The 20,399-nt window shown below is 68.0% G+C and carries 21 protein-coding genes and 2 tRNA genes; 16 read left to right on the forward strand and 7 right to left on the reverse strand.

Translation table 11 applies throughout. From position 1 onward, the window contains the following. Window positions 1-114 precede the first annotated feature (114 nt). On the forward strand, window positions 115-612 hold the full coding sequence (locus AC07WJ_RS12040; RefSeq protein ID WP_494934834.1) for a universal stress protein: 498 nt from the start codon (window positions 115-117) through the stop codon (window positions 610-612). 266 nt (window positions 613-878) lie between these two features. On the opposite strand, the gene AC07WJ_RS12045 is transcribed toward AC07WJ_RS12040, so the two are convergent. Continuing rightward, complete coding sequence (locus AC07WJ_RS12045) at window positions 879-2,327, reverse strand: GGDEF domain-containing protein (RefSeq protein WP_494934835.1); 1,449 nt, start codon at window positions 2,325-2,327, stop codon at window positions 879-881. 271 nt (window positions 2,328-2,598) lie between these two features. Here AC07WJ_RS12045 and AC07WJ_RS12050 point away from each other — a divergent pair, with 271 nt between their 5' ends. Further along, window positions 2,599-3,159 carry a NifU family protein gene (locus tag AC07WJ_RS12050; protein WP_494934836.1) on the forward strand — a complete coding sequence of 187 codons (561 nt, stop codon included), beginning with the start codon at window positions 2,599-2,601 and terminating at the stop codon, window positions 3,157-3,159. Between the two features lie 28 nt (window positions 3,160-3,187). Here AC07WJ_RS12050 and AC07WJ_RS12055 read toward each other — a convergent pair whose 3' ends face one another. Next, window positions 3,188-3,598 carry a DUF2000 family protein gene (locus AC07WJ_RS12055; protein ID WP_494934837.1) on the reverse strand — a complete coding sequence of 137 codons (411 nt, stop codon included), beginning with the start codon at window positions 3,596-3,598 and terminating at the stop codon, window positions 3,188-3,190. 35 nt (window positions 3,599-3,633) lie between these two features. Here AC07WJ_RS12055 and AC07WJ_RS12060 point away from each other — a divergent pair, with 35 nt between their 5' ends. The 9 genes from AC07WJ_RS12060 to AC07WJ_RS12100 all read left to right on the forward strand — a co-directional run bounded on the left by AC07WJ_RS12060 (window position 3,634) and on the right by AC07WJ_RS12100 (window position 12,298). Continuing rightward, window positions 3,634-4,518: an AraC family transcriptional regulator gene (locus tag AC07WJ_RS12060; protein ID WP_494934838.1), complete on the forward strand. Its 885-nt coding sequence runs from the start codon at window positions 3,634-3,636 to the stop codon at window positions 4,516-4,518. A gap of 41 nt (window positions 4,519-4,559) precedes the next feature. After that, window positions 4,560-5,249 (forward strand): tRNA (adenosine(37)-N6)-threonylcarbamoyltransferase complex dimerization subunit type 1 TsaB, encoded by a 690-nt coding sequence (gene tsaB, locus AC07WJ_RS12065; protein ID WP_494934839.1) that lies wholly within the window; start codon window positions 4,560-4,562, stop codon window positions 5,247-5,249. Beyond that, on the forward strand, window positions 5,249-5,749 hold the full coding sequence (locus AC07WJ_RS12070; protein ID WP_494934840.1) for a GNAT family N-acetyltransferase: 501 nt from the start codon (window positions 5,249-5,251) through the stop codon (window positions 5,747-5,749). Before tsaB ends, AC07WJ_RS12070 begins: the two co-directional genes overlap by 1 nt. A 187-nt stretch (window positions 5,750-5,936) precedes the next feature. Next, window positions 5,937-8,468, forward strand: a complete 2,532-nt coding sequence (locus AC07WJ_RS12075; RefSeq protein ID WP_494934841.1) for a sensor histidine kinase — start codon at window positions 5,937-5,939, stop codon at window positions 8,466-8,468. Further along, window positions 8,465-9,973, forward strand: coding sequence for a tRNA (adenosine(37)-N6)-threonylcarbamoyltransferase complex ATPase subunit type 1 TsaE (tsaE, locus tag AC07WJ_RS12080; RefSeq protein ID WP_494934842.1), 1,509 nt, complete (start codon window positions 8,465-8,467; stop codon window positions 9,971-9,973). Before AC07WJ_RS12075 ends, tsaE begins: the two co-directional genes overlap by 4 nt. 29 nt (window positions 9,974-10,002) lie before the next feature. Further along, complete coding sequence (locus AC07WJ_RS12085; protein WP_494935578.1) at window positions 10,003-10,698, forward strand: nucleotidyltransferase family protein; 696 nt, start codon at window positions 10,003-10,005, stop codon at window positions 10,696-10,698. A 98-nt stretch (window positions 10,699-10,796) separates the two neighbouring features. Beyond that, entirely contained in the window at window positions 10,797-11,237 is a 441-nt protein-coding gene (gene rbfA / locus AC07WJ_RS12090; protein ID WP_494934843.1) for a 30S ribosome-binding factor RbfA, read from the forward strand. Continuing rightward, entirely contained in the window at window positions 11,234-12,157 is a 924-nt protein-coding gene (truB, locus tag AC07WJ_RS12095) for a tRNA pseudouridine(55) synthase TruB (RefSeq protein ID WP_494934844.1), read from the forward strand. The genes rbfA and truB overlap by 4 nt, the downstream gene beginning before the upstream one ends. A gap of 56 nt (window positions 12,158-12,213) precedes the next feature. Further along, window positions 12,214-12,298: transfer RNA gene (locus AC07WJ_RS12100), tRNA-Leu, on the forward strand. Window positions 12,299-12,444: 146 nt separating this feature from the next. Here AC07WJ_RS12100 and AC07WJ_RS12105 read toward each other — a convergent pair. The 4 genes from AC07WJ_RS12105 to AC07WJ_RS12120 all read right to left on the reverse strand — a co-directional run bounded on the left by AC07WJ_RS12105 (window position 12,445) and on the right by AC07WJ_RS12120 (window position 15,299). Then, the gene (locus AC07WJ_RS12105; RefSeq protein ID WP_494934845.1) at window positions 12,445-12,984 is read right to left on the reverse strand and encodes a PRC-barrel domain-containing protein; all 540 of its coding nucleotides are present in this window, start codon (window positions 12,982-12,984) and stop codon (window positions 12,445-12,447) included. Window positions 12,985-13,157: 173 nt separating this feature from the next. After that, entirely contained in the window at window positions 13,158-13,460 is a 303-nt protein-coding gene (locus tag AC07WJ_RS12110; RefSeq protein WP_494934846.1) for a PilZ domain-containing protein, read from the reverse strand. A 113-nt stretch (window positions 13,461-13,573) separates the two neighbouring features. Beyond that, window positions 13,574-14,863 (reverse strand): UDP-N-acetylglucosamine 1-carboxyvinyltransferase, encoded by a 1,290-nt coding sequence (gene murA, locus AC07WJ_RS12115; RefSeq protein ID WP_494934847.1) that lies wholly within the window; start codon window positions 14,861-14,863, stop codon window positions 13,574-13,576. A 244-nt stretch (window positions 14,864-15,107) separates the two neighbouring features. Beyond that, a complete protein-coding gene (locus tag AC07WJ_RS12120) occupies window positions 15,108-15,299 on the reverse strand; it encodes a hypothetical protein (protein WP_494934848.1) in 192 nt (63 codons plus the stop codon). 142 nt (window positions 15,300-15,441) lie between these two features. On the opposite strand from AC07WJ_RS12120, the gene AC07WJ_RS12125 reads away from it, so the two are divergent. From AC07WJ_RS12125 to AC07WJ_RS12135, 3 genes are all read left to right on the forward strand, one after another. Continuing rightward, window positions 15,442-15,516 (forward strand) — tRNA-Thr (locus tag AC07WJ_RS12125). A 199-nt stretch (window positions 15,517-15,715) separates the two neighbouring features. Then, complete coding sequence (locus tag AC07WJ_RS12130; RefSeq protein ID WP_494934849.1) at window positions 15,716-16,126, forward strand: hypothetical protein; 411 nt, start codon at window positions 15,716-15,718, stop codon at window positions 16,124-16,126. A 528-nt stretch (window positions 16,127-16,654) separates the two neighbouring features. Then, window positions 16,655-17,065, forward strand: coding sequence for a hypothetical protein (locus AC07WJ_RS12135; protein WP_494934850.1), 411 nt, complete (start codon window positions 16,655-16,657; stop codon window positions 17,063-17,065). 239 nt (window positions 17,066-17,304) lie between these two features. Here AC07WJ_RS12135 and AC07WJ_RS12140 read toward each other — a convergent pair whose 3' ends face one another. After that, the gene (locus AC07WJ_RS12140; protein WP_494934851.1) at window positions 17,305-17,682 is read right to left on the reverse strand and encodes a hypothetical protein; all 378 of its coding nucleotides are present in this window, start codon (window positions 17,680-17,682) and stop codon (window positions 17,305-17,307) included. Window positions 17,683-17,816: 134 nt separating this feature from the next. On the opposite strand from AC07WJ_RS12140, the gene AC07WJ_RS12145 reads away from it, so the two are divergent. Then, on the forward strand, window positions 17,817-18,605 hold the full coding sequence (locus AC07WJ_RS12145; protein ID WP_494934852.1) for an outer membrane protein: 789 nt from the start codon (window positions 17,817-17,819) through the stop codon (window positions 18,603-18,605). Window positions 18,606-18,757: 152 nt separating this feature from the next. Further along, on the forward strand, window positions 18,758-19,507 hold the full coding sequence (locus tag AC07WJ_RS12150) for an alpha/beta fold hydrolase (protein WP_494934853.1): 750 nt from the start codon (window positions 18,758-18,760) through the stop codon (window positions 19,505-19,507). Window positions 19,508-20,399: the final 892 nt, after the last annotated feature.

The raw sequence follows: 20,399 nt of genomic DNA on the forward strand, positions 1-20,399 counted from the left end.
CCCCCGGGGCGGTCCGCATCCGGCCGGCCGTCTCCCCACGGCCGGCCTGGCGCCCGCCTTGCAGCGCTTCGACGCAGGTGCGAGATTGATGGTTTGCGGATCGATGGAGGCCGAATGACCCGCAAGCGTACAAGCTATCAGTCCGGTCATGCGCCGAAATTTCTGGTGGTCGTCGACGACAGCCCGGAATGCGATCGCGCGGTGGTCTTCGCCGCACGGCGCGCCTCGCGCACCGGCCACGGCCTGCAGATGCTGGCGGTGGTCGACCCGCAATTGGGCGACGGCCAGGGCCTGTTCGGCGTCGCCGAGGTGATGCGTGCGGAGGCGCATGCCGAGGCCCGCGCCAAGCTCGATGCCGCCGCCGACCGCGCCATGAAGCTGGTGGGGGTCGAACCCGAGCTGGTGGTGCGCGACGGCGCCATGGCGGAGGCCATCTTGGCCCAGATCGAGGAGGACCCGGATGTGGCGATCCTCATCCTGGCCGCCGGCACCGGCAAGGACGGGCCGGGCCCCCTGGTGGCGAGCCTTGCCCGCTCGGCCGGCACCTTCCCGATCCCCGTCGCGCTGGTGCCGGGGCAATTGACCGATGAGGAAATCGAGGCCCTGGCCTGAGGCCGCGGCGTCGTGACCACGACCGTTTGATCTTGCCGCAAGCACGTCGCGGAGATCAGGGACACGTCCGGCCGGGACGAGGGTTGCGCCCGCGCGGCGGTCTCACCGCCGTGCTCGGCTGCGCTATTCGGCGTTGCGCTCACCCCCCATATTCGCCTCCGCCGGCGATCCGCGCCTCCGGTCAGCAGGCGCGCCGATGTCATCGGGACATCGTGTTGGCGTCATGCGGGGGGAGGCCGGGCCGCCGGTCGTTTCGGCTTCGCCAGCTACGCTTGGTTTGTGGGGGCCGCATCGGCATATTCCGTGACGTCCAGCCGGTTCTTGCCGCCCTGTTTCGCCCGATAGAGCGCCTTGTCGGCAAGGTCGAGCAGCGGCGACAGCTCCGTGAAGCCGGCCAGCGATGGCGCGAAGGCCAGTCCGATGCTGATCGTGGCCGAGATCTCCGGTCCGTCGGGAAGTGCGATCGCGGCCTGTCCGCAGGCGGTGCGAATACGCTCGCCGATGGCTTCGGCTTGGGCTCGCCCGCAATCGGGCAGGACGATCGCGAATTCCTCGCCGCCGATCCGGCCGTGAACGTCGGTGTCGCGCAGGCAGCCCGCGATGCGTTTGGCGAAGACCGTCAGCACCTTGTCGCCGGCGGCATGGCCATAGGTGTCGTTGATCGCCTTGAAGTCGTCGATGTCGAGCATCAGCACGGCCGCGGGACGGCCGGCGGCGGCGGTGCGCGCGAGGAAGTTGCCGGCCTGCGCGCTGAAGCCGCTGCGGTTCAGCGTGCCTGTCAGGTGATCGATATTGGCGCGCTGCTCCAGCCGCTCCAGCAACTGGTTGCGGGCGGCCATGACGCTGGCGACGACCACCGGCGCCAGGGCGATCAGGGTCACGCCGACCCGAAGTGACATCAGCGCATGCTGGCCGTGCAGGTCCGCGCCGAGCGAAACATATCCCGCCGAGATGGCGAGCAGCATCGACATGCTGAACAGCAGGGTTATGACGGTTGTCGCGAACAGGCTGTAGGTCAGCGCGCACCAGAGCAGCGCCGGCACCGGGAAGCACACCGCACCGGGCCCTCCGATGACCATGCCGGCGCCGAGGCTGGCGATCAGGGCGAGCAGCGGCCCGGTTCCCGTGATGTCCAGGGCGGGCCGTCGCAACGGCGGCAGCCGGGACAGGTCCGGCATGGTCAGGATCACCGGCAGGATGGCGATGTAATTGACCAGTTCGGTGGCGAACCAGAATATCCAGCCCTCGGCGGCGCCGCCATTGAACAGAACCGGATTGGCGATCATGCCGATCGCGCCGGCGGCCGCGGCCGCGATGACCAGGATCGACGCCAGATAGAGGACCGAAAGCGGCCGCCTCAACAGCCTGTCTTCCGCATCGACGCATTTGAACAGCAGGTAGCCGGTCACGACCCCGGCGAGATTGCCGCAGGTCAGGAGAAGCGTCGACAGCGGCCTGCCGCCGACCGCCAGGTCGGCAAGGAAATATCCGGCGACCGCGCCGAGCCAGCCTGCCGGTCCGGCGAGTGCGGGCTGCCGGATCATCACCCCGAGGAGCACGGCATTGGCTGGCCAGAAGGCCGCCAGCATCCCGCCGGGACGCGTCAGGATGCCCAGAAACGAACTCGCCGCGACGACCGCCGCCACAATGACCGCATTCAGGATCGCGGCGGGCAGAGCTGCGGCAAGTGAACCCTGGCTTTTCAGCAGAACCATGGCTTCGACACCCAAGTCGCGTGCCCCTTGGAGGCGGCAGGGCAGTGCGACGCATCATGGCGTGACCGGCGTTAATATTCCGGAGGCCGGCGAATGTGGCGCGGCGGCCTCCGGCCGCGGCGTCGCGGAATGGCCGCTGCGCCGGTTGCCCGGTTGACGGACCGGCCCGTCATCGCCACATCTCAAGGCGATGGATTTCTTGGAATGGTTCTGCTTGAATCATTCCAATCCGGCACCGGCCTTGACCCGGTCGTCCGAGGAGACCTTGAAAATGTTCATTCAGACCGAAGCTACGCCGAATCCGGCGACCCTGAAGTTCCTGCCGGGCCGCACCGTGCTGGAAGAGGGCACCTTGCACATGCCCAATGTCGACGCCGCGCGGCAGTCGCCCCTGGCCGAGAAGCTGTTCGGCATCGAGGGGGTCGCCGGTGTGTTCTTCGGCAACGATTTCATCACCGTGACCAAGGGGCCGGCCGAATGGCAGCACCTGAAGCCGGCGATCCTCGGCGCGATCATGGAACACTACATGTCGGGCCTGCCGCTGCTGCGCAACGAGGCCGCGATCGCGCCCGACAGCGACGAGGAGTTTTTCGATCCGTCCGATGCCGAGACCGTCGACACCATCAAGGAACTGCTGGAGACGCGGGTTCGCCCGGCGGTCGCAGCCGACGGCGGCGACATCACCTTCCGCGGCTTCAAGGACGGCGTGGTCTATCTGAACATGCAGGGTTCCTGTGCCGGCTGCCCGTCCTCGACGGCGACGCTGAAGCACGGCATCCAGAACCTGATGCGCCACTTCCTGCCCGACGTCCGCGAGGTCCAGTCGGTCTGACCGGCTGCCGCGCCAGGGCTGGCCTGCGTCAGGGATGCAAGGTCAGGCCCTTGACGATCCGGTCGATCTGCCGCCGGTCGTCATGCAGGCCGAGCCCGACCAGGTCGAGCGCGTCGGTCGGCACGGCCGCGACCGCGGCGCGGTTGTCGCTGTCATTGCCGGTCGAAAACAGCGCGCGGGTGTAAAGCGACGGCGTCAGTCCGCGTTCGGTTGCCCGCTTCAAGGTCCGGCTCAACGCCTCGGCGGAAGCCGCGAAGATCAGCACCGGCTGGCGGATCAGCGGCCCATAGGATCGCCCGGACCCATCGACATAGCGCTCGCCCGGCAATTCCGGATAAGCTCCGACCAGGCCGCCCGACAGGAAGGCGGTGACGTTCAGTTTCTGCCAGGTGGCGAGATCTTCGCGCACCACGATGGCGATCTTGGTTTCATAACGCATCGGCGATAGCGGTCTCATGAAGCATGAGCGACAGCGTGGATGAAGCGACCGGCGCGCGTCTTGAACGATCCTGCGTCCCATCGCCGGGCGACTGGATCAGGCTTGCTCCCGCCGCGGCCGGCCTGGAGCGGCTGGAAGCCTTCTTCTCGGGCCACGCCTATGACCCGCACCGGCACGACACCTATGCCATCGGCTACACGCTCGCCGGCGTGCAGTCCTTCACCTACCGCGGCGCCTACACCGCCAGCGCCACCGGCCAGGTCATGGTGCTGCATCCCGACGAGCGGCATGACGGGCGCGCCGGCGTCGAGGCGGGCTTCCACTACCGGATGGTCTATGTCGAGCCGCGCCTGATCCGCGACGCGCTGGCCGACCGGGCGCACAGCCTGCCTTTCGTGCCGGCGGCGGTTTCGGCCGACGCCCGCCTGCTCGATGCCTTGCGCCCGGCCTTCGACAGTCTCGACCGGCCGCTCGAACAGCTCGAGGCCGATCAGATCGTGCTCGGCATCGCCGACGCTTTGCTCGCCCGCGATATCTCGGCCGGCGGCGCCCGGCGCGTGACCGCCTCGGCGCTCGCGGTCGAGCGTGCCAGGCAATTCCTCGACGCGCATTTCGCCCGGATGGTCGGCTCCGACGAACTCGAAGCCGCCTCCGGTCTCGACCGTTTCGCCCTGGCGCGGCATTTCCGGGCCCGGCTCGGCACCAGCCCCTATCGCTATCTCACCATGCGCCGGCTCGATCATGCGCGTGCCGGCATCCGTGGCGGGCTGCCGCTGGCGGAAGCCGCCTTTGCCGCGGGTTTTGCCGATCAGAGCCACATGACGCGCCAGTTCAAGCAGGCCTTCGGCCTGTCGCCCGGCCGCTGGCGGGACATGCGCATCGCCGGCCGAATGGTCGGTCCATCGGTTGGGGGCCGTTGATCCCCCTTCGCGCCGCGCCCGGGCCGGTATAGATGTCGTGCATGCTTGTTCTTGCCTTGGATACGGCGCTCGGCGCCTCTTCAGCCGCCATTCTGGACACCGCAGCCGACCGCCTCGTGGCGAGCGTCTGCGAGCCCATGGACCGGGGCCATGCCGAACGATTGCTGCCGATGGTCGCCGAGCTGTTCGCCGGAGCGGGGCTCGCGGTGCGCGACTGCCGTCGTTTCGTCGCGACCATCGGGCCGGGCAGTTTCACCGGGCTGCGGGTGGCCATCGCTGCGGCACGGGGCATGGCGCTCGCCGCCGGCGGCGAGGCGGTCGGCGTCTCGACCCTGGATGCCCTGGCCGCCCCCCACCTGGCCGCGGCGAGCCCGGTCGCCGTCCTCCCGGTTATCGACGCCCGCCACAATCACGTCTATGCGGCGCTGATCGGCGCCGACGGCACGACGATCCTCGCGCCCGGCTACATGCCGGCGGCGGTTGCCGCGGCGGCGGCCCTGGCTCATGGCGCCGCCGTCGTCGGTCCGGGCGAGCCGGCCTTGCTGGCGGCCTGGCCTGCAGATACCGCCCCGCCCCCACCGGTCGCAGCGACGGCCTTTCCCGACATTGCCTGGGTGGCCAGGCTCGGAGCCGCGGCCGATGCGCGCGTTGCGGCGTGCCGGCCGCTCTATCTGAAGGAGGCCGACGCCAAACCGCAGATCCGGTCGCTGCTCCGGCCGGTGAGGCCCTGATGATGACGCTTTATGATTTCTGGGCCTGGTGGCCGGCCGCCGAACCGGCGCTGCAGCGCGCAGAGATGGCCGATGCACGCGAGCTCGCCGCGATCCATGGCGCGTCGTTTCACCGCGGCTGGGACGTTCATGAATTCGAGACCATGCTGGCCGACAAGGCCATTCTCGCCCACGTCATCCGGCGCCGCCCGTCGGCACCGGTCGGCGGCTTCGTGCTCAGCCGGGTGGTGGCGGGGGAGGCCGAGATTCTCACCATCGCCGTCCTGCCGCGCCTGCGCGGGCGCGGTTTTGCCGGCCGCCTGCTGGCCGATCACGTCAAGGATCTGATGCGCGCCGGCGTCGGGCCGCTGTTCCTCGAGGTCGAGGCCGAGAACGAGCCGGCGCTGAAACTCTACAAGCGCCACGGCTTCGCCGTCATCGGCCGGCGCAAGGGTTATTACAAGACCGCCTCGGGCACTGCCGACGCGGTGATGATGCGCAAGCTGCTGCCGCCGATCTGAGCCCGGCGGAGGTGCCGGACCGGCACGCGGGCAACACTGAAATTTTCGTGTCGCCGTTCTCGTTTCGGACTCTTAAACCGCGAGTCGCGCCAAGGGTAGAGTGGCACTGATTCGCGGCGCGGAGCGGCGCCGCCGCGAAACCGCATGTGCGGAGATGGACGACGGCCGGCCGGACGAAGGATAGGCGATGCCGGACCTGAACAAGGTCGACGACGCATCCGGGCACGGCGATTCGCGGGTGGGTGCGCGGCCAGGACGCGCCGGAGCCACCCTTTCGGGGGCGGCCTCTGCCCTGCTCGCGACCACCTGCCTCGTTTCGGCGGCCGAGACCGCCATGCAGACGCCGGGCCTCATGCGCGCGCTGGCGCCGCATGAATGGGCGGTCCTCGGGCTGAATGTCGGCGTCGTCGTCTTCGGCGTGGTCACCGGCATCGGCCTGCTGCGCACCCGCGCGCGGGCGGCCGCCCAGGAGCTCCGGGCACGCCAGGAAATCAATGCGCTCAAGCTGTCGCTCGACCGGGCCAACGAGCTGCTGACGCTCGATCCCCATGTCGTCGTGGTCTGGGGCGGCCAGGACGACGAGCCGGAAATCGCCGGCGACGTCGGGCTGCTGATCGACCTGCCGGCGCCACGCCGGATCCTGGCCTTCGGCGCCTGGCTGCCGGCCGACCGGGCCGCCATGCTCGACCGGGCGGTCGAGCAATTGCGCCGTGCCGGCACGCCGTTCAAGCAGGAATTCCTCACCATCGAGGGCCGTCCGATCGAGGCCGAGGGCCGTCCGATCGGCGGACGCGCCGTGCTGCGCCTGCGCCTGATGGCGGGCATTCGCGAGGAGCTCGCCAAACTGCGCGAACAGCACAGCGAATTCGTCCGCGAGACCGAGACGGTGCGCGCTTTCCTCAGCGGCTTGCCCATGCCGGTCTGGATCCGCGACGCCGAGGGGCGCTTGACCTGGGTCAACGAGGCCTATGCTCGGGCCACCGACAGCGAAAGCGGACCGCAGGCGGTGGCCGGCGCGACCGAACTGCTGGAACCGGCCGACCGGGCCGAGGCGGCGCGCTGCCGCAATGCCCGCGAACCCTTCGCCAAGCGGGTCACCGCCGTATCGGCCGGCGCCCGGCGCGTCTTCGACGCGGTCGAGCGGCCCGCCGCCCGCGGTGCGGCCGGCCTTGCCGTCGACGTCACCGAACTGGAAGCCGTGCGCGCCCAGTTCGCCGTCGAGATGGAGACGCATAAGCGGACGCTGGACCAGCTCGCCACCGCGGTTGCCATCTACGACGCCGGCAAGCGGCTGGTGTTCCACAACGAGGCGTTCCGCCTGCTCTGGGGTCTCGACGCGGCCTTCCTGCACCAGGTGCCGACCGATGGCGACGTGCTCGACAAGCTGCGCGAGCAGCGCAAGATTCCCGAGCAGTCGAATTTCCGCGAATGGAAGAAGTCGCTGCACACCGTCTACGAGGCGATCGACACCGAGCCGCGCAGCCATGAATGGGTGCTGCCGGGCGGGCGGTTCCTGCGCGTCGTGCAGAACCCCGATCCCGCCGGCGGCGTGACCTATGTCTTCGAGGACCAGACCCGCCGCCTGCAACTCGAGACCCAGGTCGCCGCCTTCGGCAAGGTGCAGCGCGAGACGCTCGACCACCTGGACGAGGCGGTCGCGGTGTTCGGCTCCGACGGCCGGCTGTCGCTGCACAACCGCGCCTTCGAGACGCTGTGGGATATCGCCCAGGCGGTGCTCGAGGCGCGCCCGCATATCGACCAGGTCGCCAGCCTGTGCATTCCCTATGTCAAGGACGCCAGCGCCTGGCCGGAGATCAAGACCGCGGTCGCGGCGCTGGACGACCAGCGCCGGTCGCGCAGCTTCCGCATCGACCGCAATGACGGCGCGGTGCTCGACGCGGTGACCGCGCCTTTGCCCGACGGCGCGACGCTGGTGACGTTCCGCAATGTCACCAACATGGTGATGGTCGAGCGCGCGCTCACCGAGCGCAACGAGGCGCTGGAAACGGCGGAGCGCATCCGCAACGACTTCGTCCACCACGTGTCCTATCAGCTGCGCACGCCGCTCACGACCATTATCGGCTTCGCCCAGGTGCTCGACGACGCGGCGGTCGGCCCGCTCAACGACAAGCAGCGCGAATATCTCGGCTATATCGGCGTGTCGTCCTCGGCGCTGTTGTCGATCATCAACGACGTGCTGGATCTCGCCACCATCGACGCCGGCGTCATGCAGCTCGAACTGTCCGATATCGACATCCGCGCCGCGATGCAGACCGCGGCCGATGCCGTGAAGGACCGGCTGGCCGAAGGCCAGGTGCGCCTCGAGCTGCGCTCGGCCAAGGATATCGGCTCGTTTCGCGCCGACAGCCAGCGCGTCCGCCAGGTCCTGTTCAATCTCCTGTCCAATGCCATCGGCTTCTCCGAGCGTGGCGGCCTGGTCGTGCTCGACGCGACGCGCGAGGCCGACGAGATCGTCTTCAAGGTGCGCGACCAGGGCACCGGCATCGCTCCGGAAATGATCGGCCGCATCTTCGACCGGTTCGAGACCCGGACCACCGGCACCCGTCACCGCGGCGCGGGACTGGGTCTCTCCATTGTCCAATCCTTCGTCGCCCTGCATAAGGGTCACGTTTCCGTCGAAAGCACGCCCGGCCAGGGCACTCAGGTCAAGGTGACCTTCCCGGCGCATCTCGGCGATTATTCAAAGGCCGCCGAATGACCGAACCGCTGCGCCACTCCATCCTGCTCGCCAACGAGGCGGCGACGCGTCAGCTCGCCATGGACCTCGCCATGGCGGTGCAGGTCAACGACATCGTCACGCTGAGCGGCGAACTCGGCTCCGGCAAGTCGACGCTCGCCCGCGCGCTGGTGCGCGCGCTCGCCGAGGACGACAAGCTGGAGGTGCCGAGCCCGACCTTCGCGATCATCCAGCCCTACGACCTCGCCCGCTTTCCGGTCATCCATGCCGATCTCTACCGGGTGGTCTCGCCCGACGAGATCACCGAGCTCGGCTGGGACGACGTCTCGGAAAATGCCTTGCTGCTGGTCGAATGGCCGGATCGCCTCGGCGGCGCCCTGTCCGGCGACCGGCTGGAGGTGGAGCTGGCGCTGAGCCCGGCCCAGGGCCAGTCGGCGCGCGCCGCGACGCTGATCGGCCATGGCGCCTGGGCCGAGCGCCTGGCCCGGCTGGTGGCGCTGCGCGCCTTCATCGACAATGCCGGCTGGGGCGGCGCGATACGCCGGCATTTGCAGGGCGATGCCTCGACCCGCGCCTATGAACGGCTCATCGACGGCCCGCGCCGGGCCGTGCTGATGAACGCGCCGCGCCGGCCCGACGGGCCGCCGGTCAAGAACGGCCTGCCTTACAGCCGCATCGCCCATCTCGCCGAGGACATGGTGCCCTTCGTGGCGCTGGCCGAGGGCCTGCGCGATGCCGGCCTGTCCTCGCCCGAGCTCGAAGCCGTCGACCTCGACCAGGGCTTCCTGGTGCTGGAGGATCTCGGTGAAGCCGGCGTGGTGGCCGATGGCGCGCCCATCGCGGAGCGCTACATGGCCGCCGTCGACGTGCTGGCCCATTTGCATTCGCGGCCGCGGCCGGAGACGCTCGGCACGCCCAAGGGCCCCTATACGCTGCCGCCCTATGATCGCGACGCCCTGACCGCCGAGGTCGAGCTGCTGCTCGACTGGTATATTCCGATGACCCAGGCGCGCATTCCGGCGAGCGAGAAATATGTCTTCCTCAAGCACTGGGCCGACCTGTTCGCCGAGGTCGAGAAGGCGCCCAAGACCTGGACCCTGCGCGACTATCATTCGCCCAACCTGATCTGGCTCGCCGGGCGCGACGGCATCGAGAAGGTCGGCCTGATCGACTTCCAGGATGCCGTGCTCGGGCCGGCCGCCTATGACGTCGCCTCGCTCCTGCAGGACGCCCGGGTCACGGTCCCCGAGACCCTGGAGCTGCAGCTGCTGTCGCGCTACGCCACCGCGCGCAAGGCCGCCGATCCGTCCTTCGACATGCCGGCCTTCGCCCGGCTCTACGCCATCATGGGCGCCCAGCGCGCCACCAAGATCCTCGGCATCTTCGCCCGTCTCGACAAACGCGACGGCAAGCCGCAATACCTCAAGCATATCCCGCGCATCTGGGCCTATCTGCACCGCTGCCTCGCCCATCCAGCGCTCGCCCAGGTCAAGCGCTGGGTCGACGATCGCGTGCCCAAGCCGTGAGCAATGCCGTGAGCGCCGTCAGGACCGCCATGGTGCTGGCCGCGGGCCTCGGCTCGCGCATGCGCCCGATCACCGACCGGATTCCCAAGCCGCTGGTCGCGGTCGCCGGCAAGACCATGCTCGACCACGTGCTGGATCCGCTGGTCGAGGCCGGCATCGAGACCGCCGTGGTCAATGTCCACCATCTCGCCGATCAGATCGAGGCGGCGGTCGGCGCGCGGCGCAAGCCGTCCATCGTCATTTCCGACGAGCGCGCCATGCTGCTCGATTCCGGTGGCGGCGTCGTCAAGGCCCTGCCGCGGCTCGGCGACAGCTTCGTCATCCGCAATGCCGACAGTTTCTGGACCGACCGGGCGACCTCCAATGTGGTCCGGCTGATCGAGGCTTTCGACCCTGCCCGGATGGACACGCTCCTGCTGCTGGCGCCGCTCGCCGGCAGTGTCGGCTTCGACGGGCCGGGAGACTTCTTCCTCGATGACGCGGGACGGCTCTCGCGCCGGGGCAAGCGGCCGGCCGCGCCTTATGCCTATGCCGGGGCGGCAGTCATGCAGGCCGCCGATTTCGCCGGCCGGCAGCCGGGCGAGGTCTTTTCGCTCAACGAGCTCTGGAACGCCTCCATCGCCCGGGACCGGCTGTTCGGCCTGCCGCTCGATGGGCTCTGGCTGCATGTCGGCACGCCCGCCGCGATCGGCCAGGCCGAGGCGGCGCTCGCGGCGGCAAACTGACGCCGGCGCCGAAGAGGCTTCCCTTCGGGCGCTGCCGGGTGTATTCCGCCGCCTCCTTTTTTGCATCCCCCGGTCCGACCCCGGGAGAAGGATCATGCATGGCGAAACGTTTCGAAACGGGCTCCGGCCCGTCGCAAAGGCAATTGCGCGTTGGCGAGCTGATGCGCCACGCGCTGGCCGAGGTGCTGTCGCGCGGCGAGATCCACGATCCCGTGCTGGCCAAGCATGTCGTCACCGTGCCCGAGGTGAAGATGTCGCCGGACCTGAAGATCGCCACCTGCTTCATCATGCCGCTCGGCGGCAAGGACAAGGAAGCGGTGATCCAGGCGCTCGCCCAGAACAAGCGCTATCTGCGCGGCGAGCTCGCCCATCGCACCAATCTGAAATATGCGCCCGACCTGCGCTTCCGCATCGACGAATCCTTCGACGAGGGCTCGCGCATCGACCGCCTGCTCGACAGCGAAGCGGTGCGCCGCGATCTCGACGGCCGGGATCCGGGTGGCAAGGATGGCGGTCCGGACGAGGATGGCGAGCGATGAACCAGCCCCGTTCCAAGAAGGTCGACGTGCACGGCTGGATCGTGCTCGACAAGGATCTCGGCCAGACCTCGACCCATGCGGTCTCGGCGGTGCGGCGCCTGTTCAACGCCAAGAAGGGCGGCCATGCCGGCACGCTCGACCCCTTGGCCTCGGGCTTGCTGCCGATCGCGCTGGGCGAGGCGACCAAGACGGTGCCCTTCGTCATGGACGGCCGCAAGACCTATCGCTTCACGGTGACCTGGGGCTCGGAGACCGCCACCGACGACACCGAGGGCGAGGTGACGGCGCGCTCGGACCTGCGCCCCAGCCGCGAGGCGGTCGAGGCGCTGCTGCCGCGCTATACCGGCACGATCATGCAGGTGCCGCCGAAATTCTCGGCGATCAAGGTCGATGGCGAGCGCGCCTATGATCTCGCCCGCGACGGCGAGGAGGTGACGCTGGCGGCCCGGCCGATCAGCATCGACAGCCTGACCCTGGTGTCGTTCTCCGAGGCGGCGGCCGAGTTCGAGGCCGAGTGCGGCAAGGGCACCTATGTGCGGGCCATCGCCCGCGATATCGGCCGCGACCTGAACTGCTTCGGCCATGTCACGGCGCTGCGCCGCACCCGCGTCGGCCCCTTCGGCGAGAACGACACGGTGACGCTGGAGGAGCTGCGCGAATTGCTCGACGGCAAGATCGCCACCCAGACGCTCGACGATGCCCTGCTGCCGGTCGAGGCGGCGCTGGCCGAGGTTCCGGAGGTGCAGGTCACCCGTGACGTCGCCGCCCGCCTGGTGCGTGGCCAGAGCGCCATCCTGCGTGGCCGCGACGCCCCCGTGGGCGGAACCGTCTGGGTTTCGGCCGGCGGCGATCCGATCGCCGTTTGCGAAGTCGAGCAAGGCGAGCTGGTGCCGAAACGGGTCTTTGTTTTCCAGGCGTGAATAACTTTCACGCATGCGTTGACGTGCCGGCTTGGCGTCGCTATGACACGCGCCTCGCCCAGATGGCGGAATTGGTAGACGCGCACGGTTCAGGTCCGTGTACCGCAAGGTGTGAAGGTTCGAGTCCTTTTCTGGGCACCAAATTGCAGCGCCCGTCCCTTGGTTCCAAGGGGCGGGCGTTTTCGTGTCGGGCAGCCGCTGCAAGGCACGAAAAGGTCCGCGCCGAGCGGCGCGGACCCAGGTCGTCACGGTGGTGGCGGGAGGCTTGAACCCGCCGGCGCGAATCGTCAGGTTCGCGGCTCGACGAAATTCGGCATGGCGTTCAGCTGTTCCTTGGTCCGCATCACGATCGCCGACATCTTGCCGTTCGAATCGCGAATCAGCCGCAGGTCCGCCCAGTCGATGGCGACCGACTTTTCGCCGATGCCGAGAAAGCCGCCGACACCGAGCACGACTTGCTTGACCCGGCCGTCGCTGGTCAGCACCAGCGAGGCGACTTCGCCGATATTGTCATGGCGTTCGCGCATGGCGCGCCATTGGGCGTCGTCCATCATCGCCGGCGCGGCGGAGGGCGCCGGCACGGTGGAGGCCGTGGTCGCGGGATCGGCGCTGCTCGCCGCCGCATTGGCCGGTTTGGGCGCATAGACGGTCATGCCGACCAGGCTGCGGGTGGTGAACTCGTTGGGCGCCAGCGAACTCTGCACCTGCCGGGCGGCCGGGGCGGTCTGCGCCGGAGCCTGGGGCGCCGTCTGCGGCGCGGTCTGGGCCATGGCCGCGCCGGTGAGCGCGACAACGACCGAGGCGATAGCCAAACTGTTCCGAACCATTGTGATCTCCTTGATCGTCGAAAACGAACCCGCGCGCAGGCGCCTGGATAAGGACGCCGGCTCGAAAGCCTGCCTGTACGTCGGGATAGAGATGAAACGGCAGGGGGTCGGGTCAGTTCCCGGGACGGCGCGATTTCAGCCCGTCCTGCCCGGGCACGCGCCGCGGCGGGCGGTCAGTCGATGAAGGCCACGCCGAGGGCCGGTCCCTCGCGCCAGACCAGCCGGCACAGCCGGCTCTGCGGGCGGTTCTCGGCGAGCCGCAGCAGGAACCGCTCGGGCAGCACCACGTCATCGTCCAGCCTCAGCCGGGCGCCGGTCTCGGAAATATCCTGGATCAGGCAGAGGCTGCGGCGGCCGTCCTCGATCGTCTCGACCGAGACCCGGTAGCGCAGCTCCTTGCGCCGGGCCTGGCGCGGCTCCGGTTCGCCGGCGCGCGGCCGCGAACGCTTGGCTCGAACTGGACCTGGCTTGGGCAAGCCATCACTCCCGCCGCCGGCCGGCCGAAATGCCCACCGGTGCCGGACCGTCTAGCAGGAAATGCTTTCCCAATCGTGCCGCGACAGCCTCGAAAGCCGCGGGCTTGCGCGCCTCAGCCGGAAATGCGCTCGATATCGGCGCCGCAGGCGGCGAGCTTGGTTTCCAGCCGCTCGAAACCGCGGTCGAGATGATAGACCCGGTTGACCATGGTCTCGCCCTGGGCCGCCAGCGCCGCGATGACCAGCGAGACGGACGCGCGCAGATCGGTCGCCATGACCGGCGCGCCCTTCAGCGTGTCGACGCCCTCGATCGTCGCGGTCTGGCCGTCCAGGTGGATATGGGCGCCGAGGCGGGCGAGCTCCTGCACGTGCATGAAGCGGTTCTCGAAGATCGTCTCGGTGATCTTCGAGGTGCCCTTGGCCCGGGTCATCAGGCCCATCAGCTGGGCCTGGAGGTCGGTCGGGAAGCCCGGGAACGGGTCGGTGGTCACCGAGACGGGCGAAAGGCCATGGCCGTTGCGCTTGACCCGGATGCCTTCATTGGTGGCGTTGATCTCGACGCCGGCCTCGCCCAGCACGTCGAGCGCCGATTGCAGCAGCTCCGGCCGGGCGCCCTCCAGCATGACGTCGCCGCCGGTCATCGCCACGCACATGGCATAGGTGCCGGTCTCGATGCGGTCGGCCACCACGGCGTGATGGGTGCCCTTCAGCCGGGTCACGCCGGTGACCTCGAGCGTGCTGGTGCCGACACCCTTGATCTTGGCGCCCATCTTGATCAGGCATTCCGCGAGATCGACGATCTCGGGCTCGCGCGCGGCATTGTGGATGACCGTGGTGCCGTCGGCGAGCGAGGCCGCCATCAGCGCCACATGGGTGCCGCCGACGGTGACCTTGCCGAAATCGATCTCGGCGCCCTTCAGGCCCTTCGGCGCCTTGACCACCGCATAGCCGGCATCGATCTCGATCTGGGCGCCCAGCTGCTCCAGCGCCTGCAGCAGGAGGTCGACCGGCCGGGTGCCGATGGCGCAGCCGCCCGGCAGCGACACCTTGGCGACGCCCATGCGGGCGACCAGCGGCGCGATCACCCAGAAACTTGCGCGCATGGTGGAGACGAGTTCATAGGGCGCCGTGGTGTCGACGATCGAGCGGGCGTTGAGCCGGACCGTCTGGCCCATCAGCACGTCGTCGCCCGAGCGTTTGCCGGCAATGGTCACGTCGACGCCATGATTGCCCAGGATGCGCGCCAGGTTCGACACGTCGGAGAGCCTGGGCACATTGGTCAGGGTCAGCTCGTCCTCGGTCAGGAGCGAGGCGATCATCAGCGGCAGCGCGGCGTTCTTGGCGCCGGAGATCGGGATCGTCCCGTGAAGGGGGCGGCCGCCGGTGATGCGGATGCGATCCATGCCGAACTCCTCGAAGGCTCTAAGGGAATACCGATGCGGCTGAGCGGCGCGGGATGGACCGGTCAGCAGAGCGCCCGCGCGAATCCCTGGAATCGGGATCCAGGAGGCCGCCGCCGTCTGGCACCGGTCTAGCCGACCAAACAGGGCGAAACAAGGAAGGGAACCCGGCGACCCCGTGGCGGCGCCGGTTGCAGCCCGGCCTGGCGGCCCGCCATGCACGGCCGCATGCGCGCCATGCGGCGAATCAATCCTGGTCTTCGGCGGGCTCCGCCTTGGCGTCCGCCTCCGCCCGGCCACGGGCCTGCGCCTTGCGCCGCTTCAGATTGGCTTTCAGCTGCGCCGCCAGCCGCTCGGCGCGCGGCTGCCGGCCGCCCGGCTGGACCGGCTTGCTGTCGGAAGGCGGCTGTCCGCCCGGTTTCAGGATCTCGTCGGTCATCGCGCCGGCGATTATCTCCACAGCATCGCGCGCTGCCAACCGCTAAAGACGCGCCCAGCCTCTTGCATCCCCCGTTGCCCTGTGGCAGGGAAGCGTCCCGATCGTCGGGGGCCGCTTTTGAGCGCCCCGGGCGCCTGGTTCGGCTGCGGTAGCTCAGTGGTAGAGCACTCCCTTGGTAAGGGAGAGGTCGAGAGTTCAATCCTCTCTCGCAGCACCAGTTTCTTCCTGCTCAGAGATCAGAGACGTGGGCCGGATCTGCGGGCTGGCGCCATCCTGGCCAAGATGCCGGACGATCATCCTCGATCGCATCGCGGCCAGCACCTGGGACGACGCTGAACGGATCGGCTACAACGGCACGCCGGAGACGGAGCGCTTCGGGCGGAGATCGCCCGGTGAACAGGGCAGGGAGCCAGGACATGAGCCTGCGGGGTTGGTTGGTCGCTGCGTTGATTGCCTGGTCGCCCGGCGCTTGGGGCCAGGCACCGTCCGCACAGGAGCGGCCGATGCTGGGCCCCGCCTCGATTCCCGAGGCGGCGAAATTCGCGGCCCAGCGGGCACATTACGTCGCCATCTGCAAACGCGCCCTCAGCTGGCAACCCGTGGCCGAGGGCATTTCCCGTTTGCAGTTCGGGTCGCTGACGGAGGAGGAACAGCTGGAATATTGGCGGTTGTTCTATCAGATCGCGGGCGGCGCTGCCGAGATGTGGCAGCAGCTCGGCGCGCAAGAGCGGGCGCGGCTTTGCGAGGAAACCCAGGCCGCGCTGTTTGCCTATGGCGATCGTTTCAGGCGGCAACATCCCGAACTCCTGTCGTCGCTGGTTCGGTAGGGCTTACCGGATCCAGCCGGCCGGCCGCTCGGCTTGATAGGCCGTCAGGTAGCCCTGCCTCGGGGGCTCGCGGAATGGACCGCGGCTGATGACGCGGAATTGCGGTGACCCGTACCTATTCCCCTATTTTCGTGTCATCTGGAGTCAATACGCCGTCCGGGGGGCAAACCACCTCAGGTGGAAAAAGCGAAATAGGCACGTGTCGACCTATTTCCCGCTCTGAAGATCAGAGAGTCGAGCCTTGGCATTGGGCTGTGCGCGTCCGGCTGCGCACGAGTTCGCTTTGCCTAGCTTGGAACATTGGCTAGGTCGGTAGCCGCCTCTGTTGCCACGGCCTTCGATTCGAGCAGCCCATGTCTGCCGAGCTGTTTGGTGATTTATCCGGCGCAAGCTCCGCCGTTGCGTCGCGGTTCAAGGTCCTTGCCTTGGCCGCGAACGAGGTGGTGGTTGCAAGCGGGGGCAAAATATTAGCGATGATTTCGCTTGATGGTTGCATCCGGGCGGATCTGTTCGCTAAGCGGAGACAGCATGCTTGCCCGCATGCGCAAGCAAGCCGGAGCCTGGACGAGGCCGTGCCGGCACCCCGGAAGCGCTGGCAAGCAATTGCCGGCGAAGCAACTTTTGGAGTCGACCATGTCCATAGACGGCATCGTTATTGCTGCACTGGCTTATCACCTCATATCGATCGTGATGGGGGCTCGCGCAGTGAGACAGGTGCGGGCGAAGGAAGGCGCAGGGACGATCGGCGGATTTATCTTTTTCGTCGCGGCGGTCCAGGTGGCGCCCACGCTCCTGATGGTGCTCTTCGCCAACCAACCCGGCAATGGCGCCGGGCTCTATCTCGCCTTTCTGATGTTTGCGCCGTTGGGTGTCTTCGCAGCCCTCGTATGGCTTGTCGTCGGCTTCATCTGCGCCGTTGCCGAGAAAGAGGCGCAGTAACCCAAACGGCATCCGGTGCCGACCAAAACTACCGCGACACGTACCTATTTGCCTGTTTTCTTCCCTTGCGGAAGGTATTCGACACGCGCTTTGCCAATCCATTCCAGTCGTGCAGGTCGCCCGCCCCGATCGCGACCGGGGTGGTCTTTCTTCCTGGCGATGCTTGTGGTGAGGCCGCTCAAGCCCCAGCCATCGCACCAAGCCGGCGGGGATAATCAGATCCTCGGGAGAATCGACCCCTATTCGCGATCCCAGTTCTTCTCCCAATGCGGCAGCCGCTCGCGAGTGATGGCGATCAGGCGCTCGATGCGTTCGGCGGCAACCGGCGGATGCGCCGCCACCATCAGCTGGCTCGACCTCTCGAAGCAGCGGACATTCGGGACGATATCGGGTGGATCGGCCGAGAGGTCGGTGAGTTCGATCGTCAGGTAACCACCCGCATCGGGGCTGCGGAATGGACCGCGCTGATGACGCGGCCCCGGAAAGAGGGGCGCGCCACCGTCATTGGCTTCGTCGCGCGTCGGGGCGTCAAGGTCGCTGCCGGGCCACGCCAGGATGCGACGTCGAACCTGCGGCGTCCCCGGCTTGGACTGGCGCGCACCCGAATTGTCGGCCATGGCAACGCCTGTATCTCCGACACAACACATTGAAAACATTCATGATAATTTCCTTCCGCGCAACCGGCGAAGCGATTGCCGCGGGCCGGTCCAGAGCCTAACGGAGGCTTGACCAGGCAACCACGGGACGCGTCATGACCTCACTGAAATCGGCCGCTATGGCTGCGATCGCAGCCTTGACCCTGTTCGACGCCGCCGTGGTCGAAGCCGCCGATCTCGGTTCCCGTCAGGCGCTGCCCGGCACCATGATCGCGGTGCCCGCCGATCTCTGGACCGGCTTCTATCTCGGCGGCCATGTCGGCTATGCCACCGGTCTTTCGGCATGGGATTATCGGGAAACCGGCACGAGCGTGCTCAGGGCGGCCGAGCGGGGAACGACGCGCGGAGCGTTCGGCGGCTTGCAAGGCGGCTATGTCAGGCAGATCGGTCAACTGGTGCTCGGCCTGGAGGTCGATGCCTCGGTCGGCGACATCAACGGCCGCATCAACAATGGCGACGGCGATTGCAGCCTGTTCAGCGCCTTCGTTTGCAAAACCCGCGTCAACTTTCTCGGCGCGCTGCGCGGTCGGGCCGGCGTGGCGATCGACCGGGCGCTGCTCTATGTCACCGGCGGCGCGGCCATCGGCAATTTCCGGCACCGGGAATATGACGTGGCCCAGCCGGGCGTGACCATCGGCAGCTTCAACGCCACGCGCATTGGCGCAACCGTCGGCGCCGGCCTGGAATATGCGGTCACCTCCAACATCACGGTCAAGGTCGAGTATCTCTATTACAATTTCGGAACCGCGCTGCAGATGTCGGGCACCGGCAGCGGGCTCGCCGGCACGGGCCTCGACAGCCGCACGCGCAACGATCTCCACACCGTCCGCGTTGGAATGAACTACCTGTTCTCGACCGGCGGAGCGGTGGTCGCTCGCTACTGAGCCGGTCCACCTTGGCTGTCGCCGCTTGCCGGCGGTCGGCGCCTTCGCCACGAGACGTGGCGAAACAGCCCGTTGGCCTGCATCTGACAGCATTCTGACGGCGCGTTGACGCTGTCTCTTGGAAGTGGCGGCTCCATTTTGCGGAGCACTCCATGATTCGTCCTGACAGAAGAAGCGCCCTTGCCCTTATCGGATTTGCAGCGGCAGGCGGCATCGGCTCGGCGTTTGCCGCGATTGGCCCGGGAACCGCGGTGGTCCTGATACACGGCAAGGCCGGCGGGCAAGGCCCGTTGCAGCCGCTCGCGACAGCGCTGCGCCGGGAGGGGGTCGCCGTCAATCTTCCCGCGATGTCCTGGAGATCGCGCTACAGGACATACGAGCAGACGCTTGGAGAGGTCGCGGCACACGTCGCCGCGGCACGCCGGCGCGGTGCGAGCAAAGTCATTCTTGCCGGCCATAGCCTTGGCGCCAATATCTCTCTTGGCTACGCAGCCATGGCGGGCGACATCTCCGGCGTGGTGGCCATGGCGCCGGGCCATCGGCCTGACTTCATCGCGACCGCGACGGGAGACGCTCTGGCGCGGGCAAGGCAGATGATGGCCGCCGGCCAGGGCCGGCAGAACGCCTCCTTCCTCGACTTCAACCATGGGCGGACCTATCCGATCACAACCACGGCCGAGGCCTATCTCAGTTTCTTCGATCCCGGCGGCCCCGCAGCGCGGGCTGCGGCTGCGAGTGGCGTCAGAGTGCCGGTCCTCTGGGTCATCGGGACCGGTGACAGGCCGGCGATGCGCGACCGGGCTCCTTACGCCACGGGATCTAGGATCGAAGTCAACGCCGATCACCAGCGCACGCCCGTCGTCGCGGTCCAGCAGATTGTGCAGTGGATAGCGCAGCGCTAGCGGCCGCATCCGGAAATTCCGCGCGGGCGTCTCGGCGGCGCGCGCCCCGAGCCGGCCCAATCTCTTGATGGAATTGCGACAATTCGCCCGCGTGCCGTTGCGGCCGCCCGGTGCGTTGGGATCGGCAGCGAGGGCGAGATCCGACGTCGTCGCGACAATTGCCTCATGCGGCCAAACCGACCGCCAAGGTGGTCTCGGACAGGATAAGGCCGGTCACAACCGCAGTATTTTGCTCTTGACGCATGTTTGACGCCCTGTTGATGGCGAAGCCTTGTGATCCGGACGCGTCGCGATGACGCGCTTGCTCTTTGATCGGAGAACAAAATGCTGCGCATTACGCTCGTGCTGGGACTTCTTCTGCCGCTCTTGTCGATTCCCGAGGCCTTCGCCTGCAAGCGGGGCGATCCGCCTTGCCGGAGCTCGGCGACCCGGACCTGCGTCTGCCAATGATCACGCTGAGGAGACGGTTTGTCGCCACACTCGCGCTGGTTGCCGCGGTCGCGACCTCGAATGTTGCATTCGCCATGCCTGGCGGGAACGGCAATTCAGGGTCCGAGGGGCAGGGGAACGTGCGGTTCGCTCAGAACTGCCGGTTCGTGCGGGAGTGGGTGCAGCAATGCCACCGCACTTGCACGCCCAGGCAGATCCGTCAGGGATCCACCTGGGTAACGGTCCAGGACTGCAATGACATCGGATGCTGGCGCGACCGACGCGTCTGCCATTGACCGGTTGCCGAAGAATTCCGACGCCGCCGTCCAGGCAGGGACAGCGGCGTCACATCCACCGAAAATGAGCCGACGAGATCGCGGCGCCCGATCACGGCCGGCACCTGCGAGGGCTTCGATTTTTTAAGGTGCGTTCGCACCGGCCAGTACGCCGCGTCGACGCCTCC

This window comes from Phreatobacter sp. GW821-FHT04C01 (genome assembly GCF_059420385.1).

Coding starts and splice junctions, on each gene's coding strand:
- AC07WJ_RS12120 (WP_494934848.1), bottom strand. CDS start 15,299: ATGACCGACGAGATCCTGAAACCGGGCGGACAGCCGCCTTCCGACAGC.
- AC07WJ_RS12055 (WP_494934837.1), bottom strand. CDS start 3,598: ATGCGTTATGAAACCAAGATCGCCATCGTGGTGCGCGAAGATCTCGCC.
- AC07WJ_RS12050 (WP_494934836.1), top strand. CDS start 2,599: ATGTTCATTCAGACCGAAGCTACGCCGAATCCGGCGACCCTGAAGTTC.
- AC07WJ_RS12040 (WP_494934834.1), top strand. CDS start 115: ATGACCCGCAAGCGTACAAGCTATCAGTCCGGTCATGCGCCGAAATTT.
- AC07WJ_RS12070 (WP_494934840.1), top strand. CDS start 5,249: ATGATGACGCTTTATGATTTCTGGGCCTGGTGGCCGGCCGCCGAACCG.
- AC07WJ_RS12150 (WP_494934853.1), top strand. CDS start 18,758: ATGATTCGTCCTGACAGAAGAAGCGCCCTTGCCCTTATCGGATTTGCA.
- murA (WP_494934847.1), bottom strand. CDS start 14,863: ATGGATCGCATCCGCATCACCGGCGGCCGCCCCCTTCACGGGACGATC.
- AC07WJ_RS12075 (WP_494934841.1), top strand. CDS start 5,937: ATGCCGGACCTGAACAAGGTCGACGACGCATCCGGGCACGGCGATTCG.
- AC07WJ_RS12085 (WP_494935578.1), top strand. CDS start 10,003: ATGGTGCTGGCCGCGGGCCTCGGCTCGCGCATGCGCCCGATCACCGAC.
- AC07WJ_RS12140 (WP_494934851.1), bottom strand. CDS start 17,682: ATGGCCGACAATTCGGGTGCGCGCCAGTCCAAGCCGGGGACGCCGCAG.
- AC07WJ_RS12135 (WP_494934850.1), top strand. CDS start 16,655: ATGCTTGCCCGCATGCGCAAGCAAGCCGGAGCCTGGACGAGGCCGTGC.
- AC07WJ_RS12045 (WP_494934835.1), bottom strand. CDS start 2,327: ATGGTTCTGCTGAAAAGCCAGGGTTCACTTGCCGCAGCTCTGCCCGCC.
- AC07WJ_RS12130 (WP_494934849.1), top strand. CDS start 15,716: ATGAGCCTGCGGGGTTGGTTGGTCGCTGCGTTGATTGCCTGGTCGCCC.
- AC07WJ_RS12105 (WP_494934845.1), bottom strand. CDS start 12,984: ATGGTTCGGAACAGTTTGGCTATCGCCTCGGTCGTTGTCGCGCTCACC.
- rbfA (WP_494934843.1), top strand. CDS start 10,797: ATGGCGAAACGTTTCGAAACGGGCTCCGGCCCGTCGCAAAGGCAATTG.
- truB (WP_494934844.1), top strand. CDS start 11,234: ATGAACCAGCCCCGTTCCAAGAAGGTCGACGTGCACGGCTGGATCGTG.
- tsaE (WP_494934842.1), top strand. CDS start 8,465: ATGACCGAACCGCTGCGCCACTCCATCCTGCTCGCCAACGAGGCGGCG.
- AC07WJ_RS12145 (WP_494934852.1), top strand. CDS start 17,817: ATGACCTCACTGAAATCGGCCGCTATGGCTGCGATCGCAGCCTTGACC.
- tsaB (WP_494934839.1), top strand. CDS start 4,560: ATGCTTGTTCTTGCCTTGGATACGGCGCTCGGCGCCTCTTCAGCCGCC.